At 55.5% G+C, this 19,192-nt stretch carries 16 protein-coding genes; all 16 read right to left on the bottom strand.

Annotated elements, in window-relative coordinates; all coding sequences use genetic code 11:
• Positions 1-7 precede the first annotated feature (7 nt).
• The 16 genes from lpxA to proS all read right to left on the bottom strand — a co-directional run bounded on the left by lpxA (position 8) and on the right by proS (position 19,088).
• Positions 8-799, bottom strand: a complete 792-nt coding sequence (gene lpxA, locus B8783_RS05430) for an acyl-ACP--UDP-N-acetylglucosamine O-acyltransferase (RefSeq protein ID WP_084418841.1) — start codon at positions 797-799, stop codon at positions 8-10.
• On the bottom strand, positions 796-1,812 hold the full coding sequence (gene lpxD, locus B8783_RS05425; RefSeq protein WP_084418839.1) for a UDP-3-O-(3-hydroxymyristoyl)glucosamine N-acyltransferase: 1,017 nt from the start codon (positions 1,810-1,812) through the stop codon (positions 796-798). Before lpxD ends, lpxA begins: the two co-directional genes overlap by 4 nt.
• Positions 1,813-1,821: 9 nt before the next feature.
• The gene (locus B8783_RS05420; RefSeq protein WP_084418838.1) at positions 1,822-2,412 is read right to left on the bottom strand and encodes an OmpH family outer membrane protein; all 591 of its coding nucleotides are present in this window, start codon (positions 2,410-2,412) and stop codon (positions 1,822-1,824) included.
• Between the two features lie 20 nt (positions 2,413-2,432).
• Positions 2,433-5,006: an outer membrane protein assembly factor BamA gene (gene bamA / locus B8783_RS05415; protein WP_084418836.1), complete on the bottom strand. Its 2,574-nt coding sequence runs from the start codon at positions 5,004-5,006 to the stop codon at positions 2,433-2,435.
• A gap of 34 nt (positions 5,007-5,040) precedes the next feature.
• Positions 5,041-6,213 (bottom strand): M50 family metallopeptidase, encoded by a 1,173-nt coding sequence (locus tag B8783_RS05410; protein WP_084418833.1) that lies wholly within the window; start codon positions 6,211-6,213, stop codon positions 5,041-5,043.
• Entirely contained in the window at positions 6,210-7,418 is a 1,209-nt protein-coding gene (gene dxr / locus B8783_RS05405) for a 1-deoxy-D-xylulose-5-phosphate reductoisomerase (protein WP_084418831.1), read from the bottom strand. Before dxr ends, B8783_RS05410 begins: the two co-directional genes overlap by 4 nt.
• A complete protein-coding gene (locus tag B8783_RS05400; RefSeq protein WP_084418830.1) occupies positions 7,415-8,245 on the bottom strand; it encodes a phosphatidate cytidylyltransferase in 831 nt (276 codons plus the stop codon). The genes dxr and B8783_RS05400 overlap by 4 nt, the downstream gene beginning before the upstream one ends.
• Before the next feature lies 1 nt (position 8,246).
• Positions 8,247-9,008, bottom strand: a complete 762-nt coding sequence (uppS, locus tag B8783_RS05395) for a polyprenyl diphosphate synthase (RefSeq protein WP_233355680.1) — start codon at positions 9,006-9,008, stop codon at positions 8,247-8,249.
• Positions 9,005-9,559 (bottom strand): ribosome recycling factor, encoded by a 555-nt coding sequence (gene frr, locus B8783_RS05390; RefSeq protein WP_084418828.1) that lies wholly within the window; start codon positions 9,557-9,559, stop codon positions 9,005-9,007. The genes uppS and frr overlap by 4 nt, the downstream gene beginning before the upstream one ends.
• 18 nt (positions 9,560-9,577) lie before the next feature.
• Positions 9,578-10,315, bottom strand: coding sequence for a UMP kinase (gene pyrH / locus B8783_RS05385; RefSeq protein ID WP_084418826.1), 738 nt, complete (start codon positions 10,313-10,315; stop codon positions 9,578-9,580).
• An 88-nt stretch (positions 10,316-10,403) separates the two neighbouring features.
• The gene (tsf, locus tag B8783_RS05380) at positions 10,404-11,318 is read right to left on the bottom strand and encodes a translation elongation factor Ts (RefSeq protein ID WP_084418824.1); all 915 of its coding nucleotides are present in this window, start codon (positions 11,316-11,318) and stop codon (positions 10,404-10,406) included.
• A gap of 37 nt (positions 11,319-11,355) precedes the next feature.
• Positions 11,356-12,195, bottom strand: a complete 840-nt coding sequence (gene rpsB, locus B8783_RS05375) for a 30S ribosomal protein S2 (protein ID WP_084418822.1) — start codon at positions 12,193-12,195, stop codon at positions 11,356-11,358.
• A gap of 137 nt (positions 12,196-12,332) precedes the next feature.
• The gene (gene dnaE, locus B8783_RS05370; RefSeq protein WP_084418820.1) at positions 12,333-15,752 is read right to left on the bottom strand and encodes a DNA polymerase III subunit alpha; all 3,420 of its coding nucleotides are present in this window, start codon (positions 15,750-15,752) and stop codon (positions 12,333-12,335) included.
• 59 nt (positions 15,753-15,811) lie between these two features.
• A complete protein-coding gene (locus B8783_RS05365) occupies positions 15,812-16,498 on the bottom strand; it encodes an ABC transporter ATP-binding protein (protein ID WP_084418818.1) in 687 nt (228 codons plus the stop codon).
• The gene (locus B8783_RS05360; RefSeq protein ID WP_084418816.1) at positions 16,498-17,769 is read right to left on the bottom strand and encodes a lipoprotein-releasing ABC transporter permease subunit; all 1,272 of its coding nucleotides are present in this window, start codon (positions 17,767-17,769) and stop codon (positions 16,498-16,500) included. The genes B8783_RS05365 and B8783_RS05360 overlap by 1 nt, the downstream gene beginning before the upstream one ends.
• On the bottom strand, positions 17,769-19,088 hold the full coding sequence (gene proS / locus B8783_RS05355) for a proline--tRNA ligase (protein ID WP_084418814.1): 1,320 nt from the start codon (positions 19,086-19,088) through the stop codon (positions 17,769-17,771). Before proS ends, B8783_RS05360 begins: the two co-directional genes overlap by 1 nt.
• Between the last annotated feature and the right edge of the window lie 104 nt (positions 19,089-19,192).

The raw sequence follows: 19,192 nt of genomic DNA, 5'->3' as shown, positions 1-19,192 counted from the left end.
CGGCCCTCTATTCAGGCAAGCAAAGTGAGCGGGTTTTCGACGACTGAATGAAAGCAATGATCTCCATAACTTCCTTGCAATCGCCATACGTCTGCTCTGCGTCGACAACACGTTCACTGAAAGTGCCTTCTTTTGCGAACAACATGCGATAGGCTGCGCGGAGGTCATGAATGGATTTCCGAGTGAAACCACGGCGCTTCATCCCGATGATATTCAGCCCGGCCAGATGGGCATGGTTCCCAATAACAGAGCCGTATGGAATGACGTCTGCAACGACAATTGCACCACCGCCAACAAATGCGTGAGGTCCTATTCTGCAGAACTGATGAATGGCGGCCTGACCACCCATCCATACCTGGTCGGCGACGGTCACATGGCCTCCAACCTGCACATTATTGGCAAGCACGCATTTGCTTCCAAAATGACAATCATGCGCGATATGGGACCCGACCATAAGAAGACAGTCGTCACCAAGTTCGGTTAGCCCCCCGTGAGCCGGCGACCCAGCGTGGATCGTCGTGTGTTCTCGAATAATGGATCTGTCACCGACGACTGTCCGCGACGTACCATCGTCTTCGAACCCTAAGATTTGCGGCGCCCCGCCAACAACGGAATTCGGATAGACTTCAACATCTTTACCGAGTTTCGTTCGGCCAATGACGGTTGCTCGCGGGTGGATAACACATCCATCGCCCAGCACGACTTCCTCGCCGACGATCGCAAACGCGCCGATGGTGACGTTTTCACCAAGCGATGCGCCGGATTCAACGATGGCGGTTGGGTGTATATTTGCACTCACGTTTTCCGCTTTCCGCCAGAGCTATGTTTCTGTAGCCACGCAATTTCGCGCATCCACTGTCTCAAAGGTTTCGCCGGCACACCGCCCCAGGTTTCACCAGCGGGTATTTCGCGAAACACGCCTGACGCTGCAGCAATCTGTGCGCCTTCATTGATCTTGACGTGGTCCGCAATACCGACGCGACCACCAAACATGACACCGTCGCCAATCTCAACTGAGCCGGAAATCCCTGCAAACGATGCAATCAAGACATTACGGCCGCAGACGACGTTATGCGCGATCTGACAAAGATTATCGATCTTGGAATTCTCACCGATAATCGTGTCGTCGAAGGCGCCTCGGTCAATACAAGTGTTGGCGCCAATAGTGACGCCATCTTGCAGGATCACTCTTCCAAACTGTGGAGCGTCTTCAGCTCCTTCCGGTCCAGCAGCCACCCCGAATCCCGCTTCACCTATTCGTGCACCGGCATAGATTTTCACGCGGTTGCCAATAAGTGAGCATTGAACCGAAGCGTTCGGTCCAATGATGCAATCACGGCCTATCTGCACGCCGGGGCCAATCACAGTGTTGGGGGCAATGACAGAACGATCACCAATAGCGGCGCCTTGGCCAATTACCGCAGATGGAGCAATCACAGCCGTTGGGTGAATGTTGGTCGGGTTTTCGGCTGACGCCTCATCCGTCCAATTGCGTAGACGAAACAGCATTTCCGCGGCTTTGCCATGGGCAGACCGCGGCGTACGGCTTATCAGCGCTATTGTGCCGGCCGGCAACTTGTCTGCATGGGCGGCGGTGACAAAGCAGGCCCCGGCTTCAGCACTGACCTGGCCTTCCGTCGGCGGAGCTTTTCCCTCAAAGTAACAGACTTCATTCGACTTGGCATGCTCTGCCGCACCGACATCGGAAATCCGAACCTCGCCATCACCAGAAAAAGTCGCGCCTGTAGTGGCTGCTAAATCGGCAATGCGAACCGGGCCCGTCTTCTCGTAGAATCTCGAATCAACCGCCATGACCGAAAACTATTGCTGCTGTTGAGCAGGCATCTTCTGGCGCACGACAGAAACCGTGGGCATCTTTGCGTTCATTTTGGTGATGACACTGTTGGTGACATCAATCGAAGGCCCAGAATAGACGACGTCAGCACGATCCAACATCAGGTCTGCACCCTCTTCAGTGACGACTTCTTGCAGCACTGGCTGAAGAGCTGTGAAAAAATCGCCCCAGGCCTTACGCTCAGTTGCTTGAAGTTCTGCAGCGGCAACCTGTCGTTGACGATTAAAGTCCTGAGCTTTCTTGGCATAGGCCTCCACTTCCGCCCGAAGCGCAGCATCCGCCCTCATGGCGTCCATCGTCATATTGGCGGTCTTCGCCTCGAGCGCGTTGCCTTCAGTGGTCAGGCTATCGGCAGTAGGCTGCAACTCGGCCTGCATGGTTTTTTCAATCGCATTGACTTTGCTGACGATATCTTTGCCACCGGCGCTATCGCGCATGATCTTCGCCTGATCGATGACCACGATGCTGGTGCCCTGTGCTGCCGCGATTGGCGCTGCAATGGACAGACCTGAAAAAAGCATCGCGAAAGACGCGAGCGCTGCTTTCAAAAGTTTCATGAGTTCCTCCTGAGAACTGACTAGAATCGAGTGGAGGTACTAAACCGGAACGTCTCCGTACGGTCGTACTCTTCCTTGCTCAAGATTTGAGAGAAATCGAACCGGATCGGTCCGAACGGTGAATCCCAGCCCACCGAGAGCCCTGCAGACGCACGCAGAGCCATGCTATATTTGGACAATTCGATTGTCGTCGTGTCGGATGTCGTCGCAATAACTTGTGCTGGCTCAATATCAACGTCGTCCAGCAATCCGACCGAACCTGCTTCTACGAAGAACGCAGTGTCGATACCGTATTCCTCGGGCAGGTAGTTTGGAAATGCGAGTTCGAATGTGCCCTGATAGTAGGCCGTACCGCCGAGGGCTTCGAGCTTTCTGACCCGTACCGTATTGCCGTCAGTATCCACTTCGCGCTGGATACGACGCGGGCCGAGACCGGCAACATCAAAACCACGGAATGAGCTACCACCACGGAAAAAGCGGTTGTTAATCCTGATGCCGTCGTCATCGCCAAACGGAACAATATAACCGCCTGACAGGCGCAAGCTGGCACGAACGTCCTTGAAGATGCCTTTATAGGTCGCACCAGAAACCTCTGTGCGAAGATACTGAACATCGCCGCCAAGCCCGGCAACGTCCTGGCTAAGGGAGAAGTCAAAGCCGGCTGTTGGCGTGATGGGATCGTTGCGGCGGTCCCAGTTAAACGTGTATCCGAGGATGGACGAGATTTCAGCACGCTCATTGCGACAGGTCGCAAATGGGCGATCATTGAATGCTGGCGAACAGAAGTCCACGGCCTTGGCACTCGGTACATCGGCCAATGGGAGATCTGAGGGCACGGCGAAAAAAGTCGAAGTCGTATCATCGCTAGGGTCGTCGGGCGTGCCGTTGTCATTAGTAACCGTCTTCGTTACCCGGTCACCATTGTCGTCAATTACGACCTCACCGTAATTAAGGTCCAGCTCGTCAGATTGCAGGCGGTACCGCAGACCCAGATTTGTGTTCTCTGTCAGCGGAAAGCCAAGGTTCACACCTGCGCCGACCGTGTCCGAAGTGAAGGCACCATCACGAATATTCGAGAAGTCGGACCGGGACGAAAAGATGTCGATGCCTGCTGCAAGATTGCGGTCAAGAAACCGTGGTTCCCGGAAGCGCAGATCGACATACTGCTGGCGTTGCGAGGCTGAGACGCGGGCAACAACGGACTGACCGCGTCCACGCAAATTTCGCTCCGAAATACTAACATCAAAAAGAAACGCATCGACCGATGAGTAGCCCGCGGCAAAGGAAAGCTCACCTGTAGGCTGCTCTTCGACTGAGACATCAACAATCGTACGATCAGGGCGTGAGCCTTGGGTCTCGGTAATCTCAACGTCTTTGAAGTATCCGAGCGCGCGGACACGGTTGCGCGAACGGTCAAGAAGAACCCGATTGAATGCGTCGCCCTCAGATACGCGAAGCTCGCGGCGAATTACTCGGTCCAGTGTGCGTGTATTGCCAATAATATTGATGCGCTCGACATAGACGCGGGGACCTTCATCAATCGCGAACGTCACGTCGACCGTGTTCGTTTCAGGGTTCGGTTTCAGATCAGGCGTAATGTCGACAAAAGCATAACCCGCAACACCTGCCGCATAAGTCAGTGTATCGATCGCGTTTTCGATCCGGTTGCCCCGAAACAGATCACCTTCCTGGATGGAAAGCACGCCGCGCAGAGCATCCGCGTTGAGCTTGTCGAGCTCAGTTGAAACCTGGACGTTGCCGAAATTATACTGATCGCCCTCGTCCACTGTGTACGTGATGTAGAAGTCTTCCTGATCAGGCGTCAGGTCAGCCACAGCAGAGACAACGCGGAAATCATAGTAGCCGTTATTCTGATAGAATTGACGCAGCAATTCACGGTCATATTCCAAGCGGCCCGGATCGTAATTGTCATTCGAGCTAAAGAAGCGCCACCAACGCGACTGCCGGGTCACAATTTCACTGCGAAGGCGACGGTCAGAATATTCTTCGTTGCCGATGAAATTGATCGCGCGAACGCCTGTTACAGGGCCTTCGCTGATGACGAAAACAAGGTCGACCCGGTTCTGCTCGAGCGGCTTGTACTGCGGCTCCACGCTGACCGCAAAGCGACCTGCTTGACGATAGAGCTCAAGAATACGTTGGACGTCAGCCTGCACCCGTGCTGCCGTGAAAATGCCGCGCGGCGCCACCTGAATTTCTTCGCGCATCTTGTCATCGTCGATTGCGCGATTGCCTTCAAAGATCACGCGGTTAATCACCGGGTTCTCAACGACGCGAACGATCAGGTCCGGGCCCGCTTTATCAAAAGAAGCATCCGCAAACAGGCCAGTCGCAAACAGCGTTTTGAGCGAAAGATCAATGCGCTCTGAGTCAAATCTGTCGCCTGGCTCCACCAAAAGGTAAGATTGGATCGTGCGATCCTCAATGCGCTGGTTGCCTTCAACGAGAATTGACCGAATGACCTCATCCTGGTCGACGTTCTGTGCATTTGCTTCCAGCAACGCTCCTGACAGGCCAGTTATACCAACCGTGGCGGCAACACTCATGAAGGACGCGGCGAACACTGATCGCATGTTGTACACTCTCATTAACCTCGAGGATCGGCTATCAGCCTCGTGCGCCGTTGAACAGCCCTGTTTCCAGTACGTCGCCCCAGGTGATGAAAACGAACATCCCGAGCAACAAAACCATACCGGCCATCAAGGCGCCCTCTTGCACACGCGCTGGCATGGGCTTGCCAGCTATAGCTTCATAACAATTGAAAACGATGTGGCCACCATCAAGAACAGGAAATGGAAGTAAATTAAAGAAACCAATTCCTACAGAAACCGCCGCGCAAATGGTCATCATGCTCCAGAACAGCGATTCCAGCCTCACGATCAGCGGTATTTGGTCGTTTTCCATGGTCTGATTGACGATCCGGCGACTTACATCTCCAATCGCCACAGGTCCGCTCAGAGAGCTGAGGGCTTCCTTTCCCGTTACCATTCTGCCGATCATATCGGTCGTCATGGTCAGGGTTTCCCAAGTCTGCAGGCCACCCTTCGCAATAGCCTCGATTGGATTGTAATGAACTTGCCGAGCCGAGTCGCGAATCGGGGTGAGCTCGACGCCGATCGTTCCTTGCTGCTGCATCTGACCAACGGGATTTCTTCGTAGCTCGCGGCGGGGCGTAAGATCCAGCGTCAGCTCACGCCCATCTCGCTCAACGATTGTTTCAAGCTCTGAATTGCTCGACATGGAGACAATCGTCTGCAGCGTGCCAATACCATTTATGGCCTTGCCGTCCATGCTCACAAATATGTCACCGGGCTCAACTCCAGCTTCATGAGCTGCGCCGTCACCCACTACATTTACGACTCCGACGCGCGTCTCGTACGTGCCGTTGAAAAAAAAGAACAGCGCAAAGATGAGGGCCGCCAACAGGAAATTTGCCGCCGGGCCAGCGGCCGCAATGATTGTGCGTCCGCCAACGCTTATATCATTAAAGACCTTACCGACGGGACCGGATTCAACCTTGCCGACGTCTCCTGGTAGCTGACTTTCCCCTACAAACTTTACAAAGCCGCCCAGAGGGATCCAGTTCAGGCGCCAGCGCGTGCCGCGCTTATCTGTTGTCTCAAAAATGGGCTTTCCAAAGCCTACCGAAAACGATTCAACGCCAGCACCGAAAAATCTGCCGGCCAGATAGTGACCGTATTCGTGAATCACAACGACCACGCCTAGCAGGAAGACGAGGCAAACAATGAAAATCGGCCCTTGGCTCAGAAATGACATCATGACGCTCTGCCCTGCAACTGCGATAGGCCCTGTCCTATCAGCTCACCGCATTTGGTTCGAGACATCTCATCCAGTGCAATAATGTCATCTATATCAAGCGCGCCGCTGGGGGTGGTCTGAACCGAGAAATTCTGTTGGAGCGCGTTTTCAACAATCCGATTGATGTCCGTGAAGCGACAGCGGCCGGACAAGAACGCATCAACCGCGACTTCATTCGCGGCGTTCATGACGACGGGTGCTGCTGCGCCGTCACGCACCGCTCGGCGTGCCAAATTGATCGCAGGGAATCGATCATGGTCAACGGCCCTGAAATCCAGCTGCCCAATTTCAATGAGATTCAGCCGTCGCACAGTTGTGCGGACACGCGGCCCCGGCCATGACAGGGCGTGCGCAATTGGCGTTTGCATGTCTGGCGAACCAAGTTGGGCCAGCACCGACCCATCGATGTAGCTAACCAGCGAATGAATGATTGATTGCGGGTGTACGACGACCTCGATCTGCTCTTCCGGCATATCAAACAAAAATGCAGCCTCGATAAGCTCGAGCGCCTTGTTCATGAACGTGGCACTATCGACAGAGATCTTTCGACCCATCTGCCATTGAGGATGGGCGCAGGCTTGTTCAGGTGTGACCGTCTTCAGCGTGCTGAGGTCTGTGTCGAGAAACGGTCCGCCCGATGCGGTCAGGATCAGCGACTCAATATCTGATCTGCGTTCCATGACCTGGAACATCGCATTATGCTCTGAATCTGTTGGCACAATGGACGCACCGCTTGTTGCCGCTGCATCCTTCAGGAGCTGCCCGGCGCACACCATGCTTTCCTTATTGGCGAGCGCAACTGAGTTTCCCGCCACGAGCGCGGCATGGGTCGATCTGAGCCCTGCAATACCAACAATCGCCGCCAATACACGGTCGACAGGTTTCTCACATGCTTCAATAATCGCCTTATCACCTGCGGCGGCCTCGACATTTGAGCCAGCCAATGCGGTTTTAAGTTCTTCATATAGAGACTCATCGCCAATAACCGCCAGACGTGCTTTTGAAGTAATAGCCTGGCTCGCAAGGCGAGAAACATTTGTGTTCGCAGTCAGGGCTTCGATTTCGAATGCCGGCTCTTGTCCAGCAATATTGGCGCCCTCGACGACGGCGAGCGCGGATTGACCGACGGATCCCGTTGAGCCGGTAATTGTCAGTTTAAGGGTCATGCAGGCGTATCCAGACCGAGTAGCGCAGTAAGTCCCATCGAAATAGAAAGAACCACGACAGCGAACGCACAAGCCATGCCAAACCCGTCCACCCTGTCCATTACGCCCCCATGGCCTGGAACAATGCCACTCGTATCCTTCACGCCGAACTTTCGCTTCAACGACGACTCAAACAGATCGCCCCATTGAGAGGCGACCGAAATCAGAACACCGCCTAGCAGCCACGGCAGACGGGACGCATCCAGCAAGCCAGCAGCGATCAGTCCGCACAATCCGCTACATATGAGCGCTCCGATTGCGCCGCTCCATGTTTTTGAAGGCGAGTCCTTGGGCGAAAGAGGTGGTCCACCAAATCCGCGACCAGCAAAGTAAGCACCTGAGTCGGATGCCCAGACAGTCCCCATGACAATCAGTGCTGCGGCTTGCCCATTCCAGTCACCGGACCGGAGCAACATCAATGAGAGGGGCAATCCTGCCGTGTAGAAAACACCGAAGGCGCTGACGACGCGGTCATTCATCTTTGATGGGTGAACGAGCACCACGATTGCAGCGCAAACCAGAAGGCTCACAAGCACCAATTGCCAGGTCAGAAACAGACTGACAATGACCGGCACCGCGGCCAGAGCCGTCATAACCGGCATAATTGGCGAGGCCGTCATACGCGCCCACTCATACGCCATAATTGCCGCAAAAATTGCACACGAAACGGCTAGTAGCACCCCTCCGAAGGCAACAACAAAGAGTGCGAATGGAATTAGGACGGCCGCGGATACGAGCCGCAGGGCCAGTTCTCTTGATTTGTGACTGCCAGGCGAGGAGGCAACCATATCAGGCTGCCCCGGATTTCAGTCCGCCGAAACGACGCTCACGCGTTGTAAACGCCAGCAATGCATCGCGAAGCTGTTCTTCACCAAACTCGGGCCATAGCACTTCGGTGAAATACAATTCTGAATAGGCTGATTGCCAGACGAGGAAGTTGCTTAGCCGGCGCTCTTCACCGGTACGGATAATCAGATCCGGGTCAGGATAAGTCCGGGTATCAAGCGCATCCGAAAATGTTTGTTCGTCGATTTGCTCAACCGTAATCTCGCCGGCCTGAACCTTCTGAGCAATCAGAGCCGCAGCACGCACGATTTCCTCGCGGCCGCCATAATTAAAGGCAATGCCGAGTCGGAACTTATCGTTGGACGACGTCTCACTTACAGCAAGATCCAGCAATTTTGAAATATCGTCTGGAAGCCCGTTGCGCGTTCCAAAAACGTCAATCTTGACACCTTCAGAGTTCAGGCGCTTGAGGTCTTGCTTGATAAACGTTCGCAGCAGGCCAAACAATGCCGTCACTTCGGACACCGGACGACGCCAGTTCTCTGTCGAGAAGGAATAGACGGTGAGGTATTCGAGCCCCATCTTCTGCCCTGCCCGAACTGTCCGGCGTAATGCCTCCACGCCCCGCTCATGGCCAACCGATCTCGGCAGTCCGTTTCGGGACGCCCAGCGGCCATTTCCGTCCATTATAATGCCGATATGACGCGGCATGACATCTGTACCGGATGTCTCTGGTCGGCCAAAAAGTGCGGGTTGTGCCGTCAAACCTGCATGATCTCCGCTTCTTTGGCCTTCACGATTTCATCGATGCGAGCAATGTGACGATCGGTCAGTTTTTGCACGTCATCCGAAAGGCCGCGCGACTGATCTTCGCCAATTTCGCCGTCTTTCTCAGCTTTTTTGAGCTGGTCCATGCCATCGCGGCGTACATTGCGAACCGCAACACGTGCTTGTTCGGCGTATTTGCCCGCAATTTTGGTCAACTCATGGCGACGTTCTTCATTGAGCACGGGAATCGGAATTCGAAGGTTCGTACCATCAGTGACCGGATTAAGCCCGAGCCCGGAATCCCGGATCGCCTTGTCAGCAGCACCGACAATCGATTTGTCCCAGATATTGACTGAGACCGTTCGCGCATCGAGCACTGACACCGACCCTACCTGGCTAAGAGGCATGTCGGAGCCGTACGCCGGCACCATAACAGTGTCCAACAAATTAGGGGATGCCCGCCCCGTTCTCAAACCGGCAAGGTCTGACTGAAGCGCTGTAATCGCGCCATCCATCCGGCGCTCAAGGTCTTTTTTATCAATACTCATGACTTGTGTTCTCGCACATTAAGAAATGACCGTCGATGTTCCCAACCCAAGCAGGACATCCTGCAATGAACCTTTCTTGTGAAGGGAAAACACAACGATAGGAATGTTTGTGTCACGCATAAGGCTGACGGCTGAAGCATCCATTACGCGAAGGTCTCTCGCAAGCACATCCTGATAGGCCAGATGGTCATAGCGTTCTGCATCGGCATCCTTTTTCGGATCGGCTGAATACACACCATCGACTTGAGTGCCCTTGAACATGGCGTCGCAGCTCATTTCGGCTGCGCGCAGCGCCGCGCCTGTATCTGTCGTGAAGTACGGATTACCTGTGCCGGCCGCAAAAATCACGACGCGCTTCTTCTCCATGTGCCTGATCGCACGGCGGCGAATATAAGGCTCGCAGACGGTGTCCATGGGGATCGCAGACTGGACCCGGGTTGGCACGCCAACCTGCTCCAGGGCACTTTGCATGGCCAGGGCATTCATGACTGTGGCGAGCATGCCCATGGAGTCGGCTTGCGAGCGCTCCATACCGTTTGCTGCACCTGCCAGTCCGCGGAAGATGTTTCCGCCGCCAATGACAAGGCAAAGCTCTACACCGGTGTCTCGAAGGGCCGTTGCAATTTCTTCTGCGAATTGAAGGCAGGTGGGCATATGAATGCCAAATTCGGTGGGCCCCATGAGGGCCTCGCCCGACAGTTTGAGCAGGACACGTTTATAAACGAGCTTGCCAGTACTTTCTGTATCTGAAGGCATCAAAATCTCCCAGGGTCGACATGCTCCTAAAGGATTCCCGGCTGCCTGTCATGGGCAGCCGGGTACCTTTGGAAGCAATTATGTCGTCCTAGGACTTTGACGTCATCGAAGCGACTTCTGCTGCGAAGTCGTCTGCATCTTTCTCAATGCCTTCACCAAGCGTGAAGCGAACAAAGCCAACCAGCGTTGCGCCCTGCTCTTCAATGAACTGACCAACGGTCTGATCAGGGTTCATCACGAAAGGCTGCTCAACGAGCACCACTTCCTTGTAGAACTTCTTGATTCGGCCTTCGATCATTTTCTCGATGACATTGTCAGGCTTGCCGCTTTCACGGGCCTGATCGGTCAGCACTTGACGCTCACGCTCGACCAGTTCTGGATCAAGGTCATCAGTGGTTGCAGACGCTGGGCTGGTCGCCGCAACGTGCATGGCAACCTTGCGGCCTGCATCAGCAAGTTTCTCGGCATCGGCGCCTTCGAGCGCAACAAGCACGCCGATCTTGCCCATGTCCGGAGCTTCTGCACTGTGAATGTACGAAGCGACTTGGCCATTTGGCGCAGACAGTTTCGCCGTACGGCGCAGCGTCATGTTCTCGCCGACCGTCGCGACCAAAGCCGTGATCATGTCGGTGACCGAACCCTCGCCAGAAGGCGCAGGTGCATTCTGAAGAGCTTCCAGCGAACCATCTGTCTTCAGAGCTTCTGCTGCGATCTCACGAAGGGCGGACTGGAACTTCTCGTTGCGAGCAACGAAATCAGTTTCAGCGTTCAGCTCGACCAGCGCACCGGTCTTGCCATCGTCGGAACGTACGGCAGCAACAAGCCCGTCCGCAGCGGTACGGCCGGACTTCTTGGCGGCCTTTGAAAGACCTTTGGCGCGGAGCCAATCAATTGCGGCTTCGGTGTCGCCGTCGTTTTCAACGAGCGCTTTCTTTGCGTCCATCATGCCTGCGCCGGTACGATCGCGCAGGTCCTTGACCAGAGCGGCTGTAATCTGTGCCATCTCAATGATCCTTCCAGATTGAGTTTTGGTTCAGCTATTAGCTGTCGGTTTTAGCTTTTTCTTCGTCTGAGCTGGTGTCTGTTTCTGCCGTAGCAGCGGCTTCAGCAGCGTCGGCAGCAGCCACATCAGCAGCAGCCAGCGCGTCGACATCCTCAGATTCGCCAAGGTCCAGATCCAGTCCGGCGGACGATTCAGCAAGACCATCGATAACCGCATCAGCAATCAGATTGCAGTAAAGCGAGATCGAACGTGCTGCGTCGTCATTGCCCGGGAACGGGAAATCGACATCGTCAGGGTCGCAGTTGGTATCGATAACCGCGATCACCGGAATACCAAGTTTCTTGGCTTCCTTGATCGCGATGGACTCCTTGTTCGTGTCGATGACAAACATAAGGCTTGGAAGACCACCCATGCTGGCGATACCGCCAAGGGCGCGCTCGAGTTTGTCGCGCTCACGCTCGATGTTGAGCAGCTCTTTCTTGGTCAGACCAGAGCTATCCTTGTCGCTGAGCACTTCGTCGAGCTCGCGAAGACGCTTGATCGACTTCGAAACAGTGGTCCAGTTGGTCAGCGTGCCGCCGAGCCAACGGTGATTCATGTAGTACTGTGCGCAACGCTGTGCAGCTTCAGCAACGGGCTGCGAGGCCTGACGCTTGGTGCCGACGAACAGCACACGGCCGCCTTTGGCAACAGCATCGCGAACTTGCACAAGAGCTTGATGAAGCAGTGGAACCGTCTTCGACAGGTCCATGATGTGGATGCCCGCACGATCGCCGTAGATGTACGGCTTCATTTTTGGGTTCCAACGGTGGGTTTGGTGACCAAAGTGCACGCCCGCTTCGAGCAGCTGACGCATGGTGAATTCTGGCACTGCCATATCTAATTTTCCTTTTCCGGTTGACCGGCACAAGCGTTATTGGGCTCAAACCATAGAGACCAACACCGGATAGCTTGCGCATCGGGGGTTATGGGGCTGGCTTATACAAATTTCGCGCGTTTGCGCAACCGCCCTTGTCAGGCAGCGCGGGTATCAACGCGCGTCACGCCGGATGCCATCTTGAGCGCGCGAAGCGCCTCCAACCCGGTGGCATAGGTCTTGGGCAGTTTCATTGAGACGGTTCTACCGTCTTCAAGCTCAAGATCGAGATAGATTTCACCGCGATCGGCGCCAGGCGCATCGACAAGCTTTTCGGCCACACTCGCCAACTGTTCGAAATTGGCCCCACGCGAAAGCTTCACGATCAGGGCTTTGGCCTTCTTGCCAATGCGGGCCTTTTCAATGGGCTTTACCTGCTTCGCCGACAGGCGGATCTCTTCGTCCTGGCGTCGCACATTGACAGTCATCCAGACGCTGTTGCCGGGTGACATCAAATCCCTGAAATTCTCGAGCACTTCCGGCATCACCATAAGCTCGACCTCACCAGTCGGGTCGGAAAGGGTGAGGAACGCAAACTTGCCGCCTGACCTCGACATCTTCTCTACACGTCGGCGCACGACACCAATCAGCTCAAGAGGCCGGCCATCCACAGCAACGTCCCCGATGCTGCTCGAAAGTGTAATGCGGCCCTCTTCGAGACTCTCGAGAACGTCATCCAATGGATGACCGCTCAAATAGAAGCCAATGGCCGCAAATTCCTGGTCCAGCTTTTCCTGGCCGTTCCACGGCGAGACCTGAGGCAAGGTTGCGCGGATCGCCGGTTCGGCTTCACCGAACAGTCCCCCCTGCCCGCCTGCACGGTCCTCTGCTGCCGAAACAGCCGTGGCCGCGAGCAGGTGTGCAGACGCAAGAGCGGTCGCCCGGTTGGGCTCAAGCGCATCAAAGCCGCCAGCGCGCGCCAGCTGCTCCATGCATTTCTTGTTCACGGACTTCGGATCAACGCGCTCGGCAAAGTCATGCAGGTTTTCGAACCGGCCCTTATCCGTTCGCTCAGCCTGAAGGTGTCGCATTGCCTCAAGCCCAACGCCTTTAAGGGCGCCGAGTGCATAAACGAGCGCACCATCTTCAACGTCAAAGTCCGCCGTGGATCGGTTCACATCCGGCTGAATGACCGAAATCTTCAGACGCTTGGCTTCCTGAACAAAGGCAGCGAGCTTGTCAGTGTTGTGCAGATCTAGGCTCATGGAAGCTGCGAGAAACTCAACAGGGAAGTGTTGCTTCAGATAGGCGGTCTGATACCCGATCAAGGCGTAGGCCGCCGCGTGGGATTTGTTGAAGCCGTAGCCGGCAAACTTTTCCATCGTATCGAAGATGTCGTTCGCAAGCGGCGCATCGATCCCTTTTAGCTCCTTGGCGCCGCGCAAGAACCGCTCGCGCTGAGCCACCATTTCCTCGACTTTTTTCTTACCCATCGCGCGCCGCAAGAGGTCAGCTTCACCGAGAGAGTAGCCGGCAATCTCTTGCGCCATCCGCATGACCTGCTCCTGATAGACAGGCACGCCATAGGTCGCTTCCAGAATGGGCTCGAGGTCAGGGTGTTGATAGCTTACGTTCTTTGGGTCTTCCTTCCCAGCGACATAGGTTGGAATGTTATCCATCGGGCCCGGGCGATAGAGCGAGATGATCGCGATGACATCTTCCAGATTGCCGGGACGGACCTTGCGCAGCGTGTCGCGCATGCCCTGCCCTTCGAGCTGGAACACGCCGAGCGTATTGCCACTCGCCATAAGCTCATATGTGGCTTCGTCGTCGAGACTATCCCATTCCGGCCCGACATCGCGGCCATCGCGCCGAATAAATTTGAGCGCCCGATCAATCACGGTCAGCGTTTTTAGGCCAAGGAAGTCGAACTTCACCAGACCACCAGCTTCGGCCCACTTCATGTTGAACTGGGTGGCTGGCAGGTCAGATCTTGGATCGTTGTAAAGCGGAACGAGCTGGGTCAGTGGCCGATCGCCGATAACGACACCTGCGGCGTGCGTACCGGCGTTTCGATACAGCCCTTCCAGCGAAAGCGCAGTCTCCAAAAGTTCGCCGACGCGTGGATCCTGCTCAATCTCGTCCTGGAACTTCGGTTCGTCGTCGATAGCTTCCTGAAGCTTCGGCGGATTGGCCGGATTGAACGGGATGAGCTTGGCAAGTCGGTCTACTTGTCCGTAAGGCATCTGCATCACGCGGCCGACATCGCGAACCACAGCCTTCGCCTGCAGCGTACCGAAGGTGATAATCATCGCGACGCTGTCAGCGCCATATTTGTCGCGAACGTAGCGGATGACCTCACCTCGCCGCTCCTGGCAGAAGTCGATGTCAAAATCGGGCATCGACACACGTTCCGGGTTGAGGAAGCGCTCAAACAGAAGATCGAAGCGGAGCGGATCCAGATCGGTAATGGTCAGCACCCATGCGACGAGCGAGCCAGCGCCGGACCCACGACCCGGCCCAACGGGGATACCCTGCTCTTTGGCCCATTTGATAAAGTCAGCAACGATCAGAAAGTAGCCCGGGAACCCCATCTTCTTGATGATGCCGAGCTCGTAATTGAGCCGCTCAATATAAGTTTCGCGCGGCGCATATAGCTGCGGCACCTCAGCGAGACGTTTTTCGAGGCCGGCCTCAGCCTGAACGCGCAATTCGTCAAATTCTGACCGCGAGCCATCCCCGAAGTTTGGCAGGATCGGATCGTGCTTGCGCGCACGTATGGCGCAGCGTTTGGCGATTTCGACTGTGTTGGCGACAGCCTCGGGAATATCCTCGAAAAGCTCCACCATCTGAGCCGATGTCTTGAGGTACTGCTCTGGCGACACCCGCTTGCGGTCGTCCTGCCCGAGATATTGACCGTTCGCGATACACATCATGGCATCATGAGCATTTGCATCTTCAGGCTTCAGAAACCGCGCGTCGTGCGTTGCAACCAATGGAAGATTAAGCTTGTAAGCCGCTTCAATGAGGCCCTGTTCGCTATTGGCTTCATCCGGCAAGCCGTGGCGCGTGAGCTCTACATAACAACGGCCCGGATACGCCGTAGCGAATGCCGAAAGCGTCTCCTCGGCCTCAGCCTGTTTGCCCTTAAGGATGTATTGCGCCGCTTCGCCATTTGACCCGCCTGTGAGCAGGATAAGGCCGTCGGTCTTTTCGAACAGATGTTGGCGTTTGAGCCGTGGCACCCCGTCCTCAGCCTCGAGATAAGCCAGGGACGATAGCTCCATCAGTCGGCGATATCCCGGCTCGTCCTGCGCATAGAGTGAGACCTGGGTCAGCCACTCCTGATGCGCCCCGTCGGTAACGTCAAAGCAGCAGGCCATGATCGGCTGAACACCAGCGCCCGCCAAGGTTTCAGAGATTTCCAGCGCGCCAAAAAGATTATTTCGATCAGTAACGGCGACAGCCGGGACGAAATAGTCCGCAGCCCAAGCCTTCAGATCTTTCGGCGTGATCATGCTTTCCAGCAGCGAGAAGCTGGTACGGACCGCCAGATGGATAAAAAGCTGATCGGACAAAGACACACTCCTGCGAGAACAAAGTGAGTATGCCTGTTCAAGCCACTGAGTCGAAGGGCCTATGCAGTAAAGTCTGTGAGTTTCCCGTCCTTGAGGGTCAGCACACGGTCCATGTGCCGCGTAAGCGCCATGTTATGGGTAGCGATCAGGACAGCAGCGCCTTCGCTCTGGGCGATCTTGATAAGGCTCGCAAAAACCCTGTCGGTTGTCGCCGGATCGAGATTACCTGTCGGCTCGTCCGCAATCACCAGTCTCGGATCGTTGACCAGCGCACGCGCAATCGCGACGCGTTGTTGCTCACCGCCAGACAGCTGTCCGGGTTGGTGTGTCGCACGGTCAGCAAGACCCATTTCGTTGAGCAGAACTGAAGCCTTTTCGCGCGCCACTGACCGTTTCACACCATTCACCATAAGCGGCATGGCAACGTTATCTAACGCGTTGAATTCCGGCAGAAGGTGATGAAACTGATAGACGAAGCCAAGCTTCTCACGCCGTAGCCGCGTGCGAACGGAATCGGAAAGCTTAAGCACGCCCTCACCATCCAGAAGCACTTCGCCGCCCTCGGCGCGCTCCAGCAGGCCCGCCGTATGAAGCAATGTCGATTTGCCTGAGCCTGATGGGCCGACCAGACCAACAAGCTCACCCCTGTTCAGGACAAGGTCAGCCTCTTCCAGCACTTTCAGGACGTTCGGGCCTGACCGGTATTCTCGGACGATGCCGCGTAATTCGAGGACGGGCGCGCTCATTATTCGAACCTCAATGCATCAACAGGGTCGAGCCGTGCCGCATTCCAGGCCGGCCAGATAGTGACGAGGATCGACATGCTCATTGCCCACAGCGTTGTGAATACGGCCTCGCCCCAGTCCAGTTCGGCGGGCAAACCATCAAGACCATAGACTTCAGCGTCAAAGATATCGCGGCCGAGAATGGCGCTGAGGAAGGACTCCACGACACCAATGTTCAACACGATCAGCACACCGAGAGCCAAGCCGATCAGGGCCCCAGCCAGACCGAGGATTGCGCCAATCATGATGAAGATGCGCATCACCGATCCTTGTGTTGCGCCAATCGTCCGGAGGATCGCAATATCGCGGGTCTTGTTCTTCACGAGCATGACTACGCCCGTAATGATGTTGAGAGCGGTAATTGTAATGAGGATCAGCATGATGATGCGCATCATGCCCCGCTCGACGTTGAGTGCGTTGAAGTAGGACGCGCGCTGGCGCTTCCAGTCCTGTATTGGAAAGATATTACCGGTCGCATCCCGAATACGGGCAACGGCTTGCTCAGACTTCATCGGCTCGTCGATGCGGACATCGATTAGCTGATATTCGCCGCGCTTGTTGAAGAACAGTTGCGCCTGCTGCATCGGCATCAGGACATAGAGCTTGTCCAGTTCGACACTACCAGTCGTGAACGTGTCGCCTATCGTATAGGCCTTGCTGCGAGGCGTCACCCCGAATGGACCGGCCACCCCTTCAGGCGCAATAAGCGTGATCTTATCCCCAATCCCAACGCCAAGGTCAGATGCCAGGAAAGCGCCGATCAGGACGACATCACCACCGTTTCGCCCCGCATTGAATCCAGCCGCATCAGCAGTCGATTTTCCATTTGCGAGATATGGCAGATTGTCGAGATCATCAGGCCGGACACCGCGAACAATTGCCCCCGTACGAGCATATTCTGAGGTCGCCAGAACCTGCTGCTCAATGATCGGAGACGCGCTTTTTATGCCCTCAAGCTCGATAATCTGTTGAGTGAGATCCTGCACATCGCCTTCAGGATAGCCGTTCACCGTCACGAAAACATGGCCTTGCCCGCCTAGCAAAGCGTTCAGCAAGGTCGAGCGAAACCCGGCCATGACAGACATGATCACGATGAGCGCAGTGACTGCGAGCATAATTCCGAAGAAGGAAATGATTGAAATAAGCGAGGCACCGCCGTGCTGACGGCGTGCGCGCAGGTATCGCCAGGCAAGAGCGCGCTCGACCTGACTGAAAGGCGCAGGATTAGCCATTAGCCAGCCTTGATCCGCTCAATCGCCTTTGCCAACGGTAGCTCTGTCTTCTCGCCCGATTTGCGATTCTTGAGCTCCACCACACCAGCGTCGATACCGCGCGGCCCGATGACGATCTGCCAAGGCAGTCCAATCAGGTCCATGCGATTGAATTTGGAGCCCGGACGTTCGTCCGTCTCATCGTACAGCACATCGAAACCGGCTTTGCCCAATTCAGCGTAGGCGGCGTCTGCGTGTGACGAGACTGTTTCATCCTTTGGCCGCATGGAGATCAGGCCAACATCGAAAGGCGAAACAGCTGCAGGCCAGACGATACCATTCTCGTCATGGCAGGCTTCGATGATGCCGCCGACCAGACGCGAAACGCCAATCCCGTAGCTGCCCATCTGAACCGGCAGATTCTCACCATCCGCTGTCTGCACGGTTGCATTCATCGCCTTGGAATATTTCGTTCCGAAAAAGAAGATGTGCCCGACTTCGATACCGCGTGCCGAAACCTGACGATCTTCGGGGACCTTCGCAAACTCAGCCTCGTCGATCATCTCTTCGGTCGCCGCATAGTAAGAGGTGCGTTTTTCCACTTCCGCGGTCAGGTCACCCTCAAAATCAAGATCGAGGCCGGGTGCGGGCATATCCAGAAGTGCCTTGTCACAGAACACGGCGCTTTCGCCTGTCTCGGCAAGCACAATAAATTCGTGACTGAGGTCACCGCCGATTGGTCCGGTGTCAGCCTGCATCGGAATTGCGGTCAGCCCCATCCGCTCAAATGCATTGAGGTAGGCACAGAACATTTTCCGATAGCTTTTGCGCGCATCGTCTTCTGTCAGATCGAACGAATACGCGTCCTTCATCAGGAATTCGCGCCCGCGCATCACGCCAAAGCGCGGGCGAATCTCGTCCCGGAACTTCCACTGCGTGTGATAGAGATTGAGTGGCAGCGCCTTGTAGCTTTTCACGTAGGAGCGGAAGACGTCGGTGATCAGCTCTTCATTTGTCGGGCCGAAGAGCATCTCGCGGTCATGCCGGTCCGTGATCCGCAGCATCTCTTTGCCGTAATCATCATAGCGTCCGCTCTCCTGCCAGAGCTCGGCCTGCTGGATGGTGGGCATCAGCATTTCGATGGCGCCCGCGCGGTTCATCTCTTCGCGAACGATCTGTTCGATCTTTTGAAGAACCCGGAAGCCCAAAGGCAGCCAGGAATAGATGCCCGCTCCGTTCTGACGCACCATTCCGGTGCGCAACATCAATTGATGCGAAACGATGGCCGCGTCAGCAGGAACATCCTTGGACACGGGCAAGAAGAATTTTGAAAGTCGCATGGGCGCGTCATCTCTCGAACGGCTGATTTGAAGCCTGTGTTATTGTGAGATTTGAAGATTGGCTAGAGCGCGCATGCAAGCATGCGCTGTTATCCGATCATGAT

Source organism: Henriciella litoralis, from assembly GCF_002088935.1.
Classification (GTDB): domain Bacteria; phylum Pseudomonadota; class Alphaproteobacteria; order Caulobacterales; family Hyphomonadaceae; genus Henriciella; species Henriciella litoralis.
Note: the sequence above shows the minus strand (reverse complement) of the source record. Positions and strands in the feature narration are given on the sequence as shown.

What these genes read in the sequence shown, in the direction of transcription:
- frr (WP_084418828.1), bottom strand. Translation starts at nt 9,559, where the DNA reads ATGAGTATTGATAAAAAAGACCTTGAGCGCCGGATGGATGGCGCGATT.
- rpsB (WP_084418822.1), bottom strand. Translation starts at nt 12,195, where the DNA reads ATGGCAGTGCCAGAATTCACCATGCGTCAGCTGCTCGAAGCGGGCGTG.
- bamA (WP_084418836.1), bottom strand. Translation starts at nt 5,006, where the DNA reads ATGCGATCAGTGTTCGCCGCGTCCTTCATGAGTGTTGCCGCCACGGTT.
- proS (WP_084418814.1), bottom strand. Translation starts at nt 19,088, where the DNA reads ATGCGACTTTCAAAATTCTTCTTGCCCGTGTCCAAGGATGTTCCTGCT.
- B8783_RS05410 (WP_084418833.1), bottom strand. Translation starts at nt 6,213, where the DNA reads ATGATGTCATTTCTGAGCCAAGGGCCGATTTTCATTGTTTGCCTCGTC.
- dxr (WP_084418831.1), bottom strand. Translation starts at nt 7,418, where the DNA reads ATGACCCTTAAACTGACAATTACCGGCTCAACGGGATCCGTCGGTCAA.
- B8783_RS05400 (WP_084418830.1), bottom strand. Translation starts at nt 8,245, where the DNA reads ATGGTTGCCTCCTCGCCTGGCAGTCACAAATCAAGAGAACTGGCCCTG.
- tsf (WP_084418824.1), bottom strand. Translation starts at nt 11,318, where the DNA reads ATGGCACAGATTACAGCCGCTCTGGTCAAGGACCTGCGCGATCGTACC.
- B8783_RS05360 (WP_084418816.1), bottom strand. Translation starts at nt 17,769, where the DNA reads ATGGCTAATCCTGCGCCTTTCAGTCAGGTCGAGCGCGCTCTTGCCTGG.
- pyrH (WP_084418826.1), bottom strand. Translation starts at nt 10,315, where the DNA reads ATGCCTTCAGATACAGAAAGTACTGGCAAGCTCGTTTATAAACGTGTC.
- B8783_RS05365 (WP_084418818.1), bottom strand. Translation starts at nt 16,498, where the DNA reads ATGAGCGCGCCCGTCCTCGAATTACGCGGCATCGTCCGAGAATACCGG.
- lpxD (WP_084418839.1), bottom strand. Translation starts at nt 1,812, where the DNA reads ATGGCGGTTGATTCGAGATTCTACGAGAAGACGGGCCCGGTTCGCATT.
- B8783_RS05420 (WP_084418838.1), bottom strand. Translation starts at nt 2,412, where the DNA reads ATGAAACTTTTGAAAGCAGCGCTCGCGTCTTTCGCGATGCTTTTTTCA.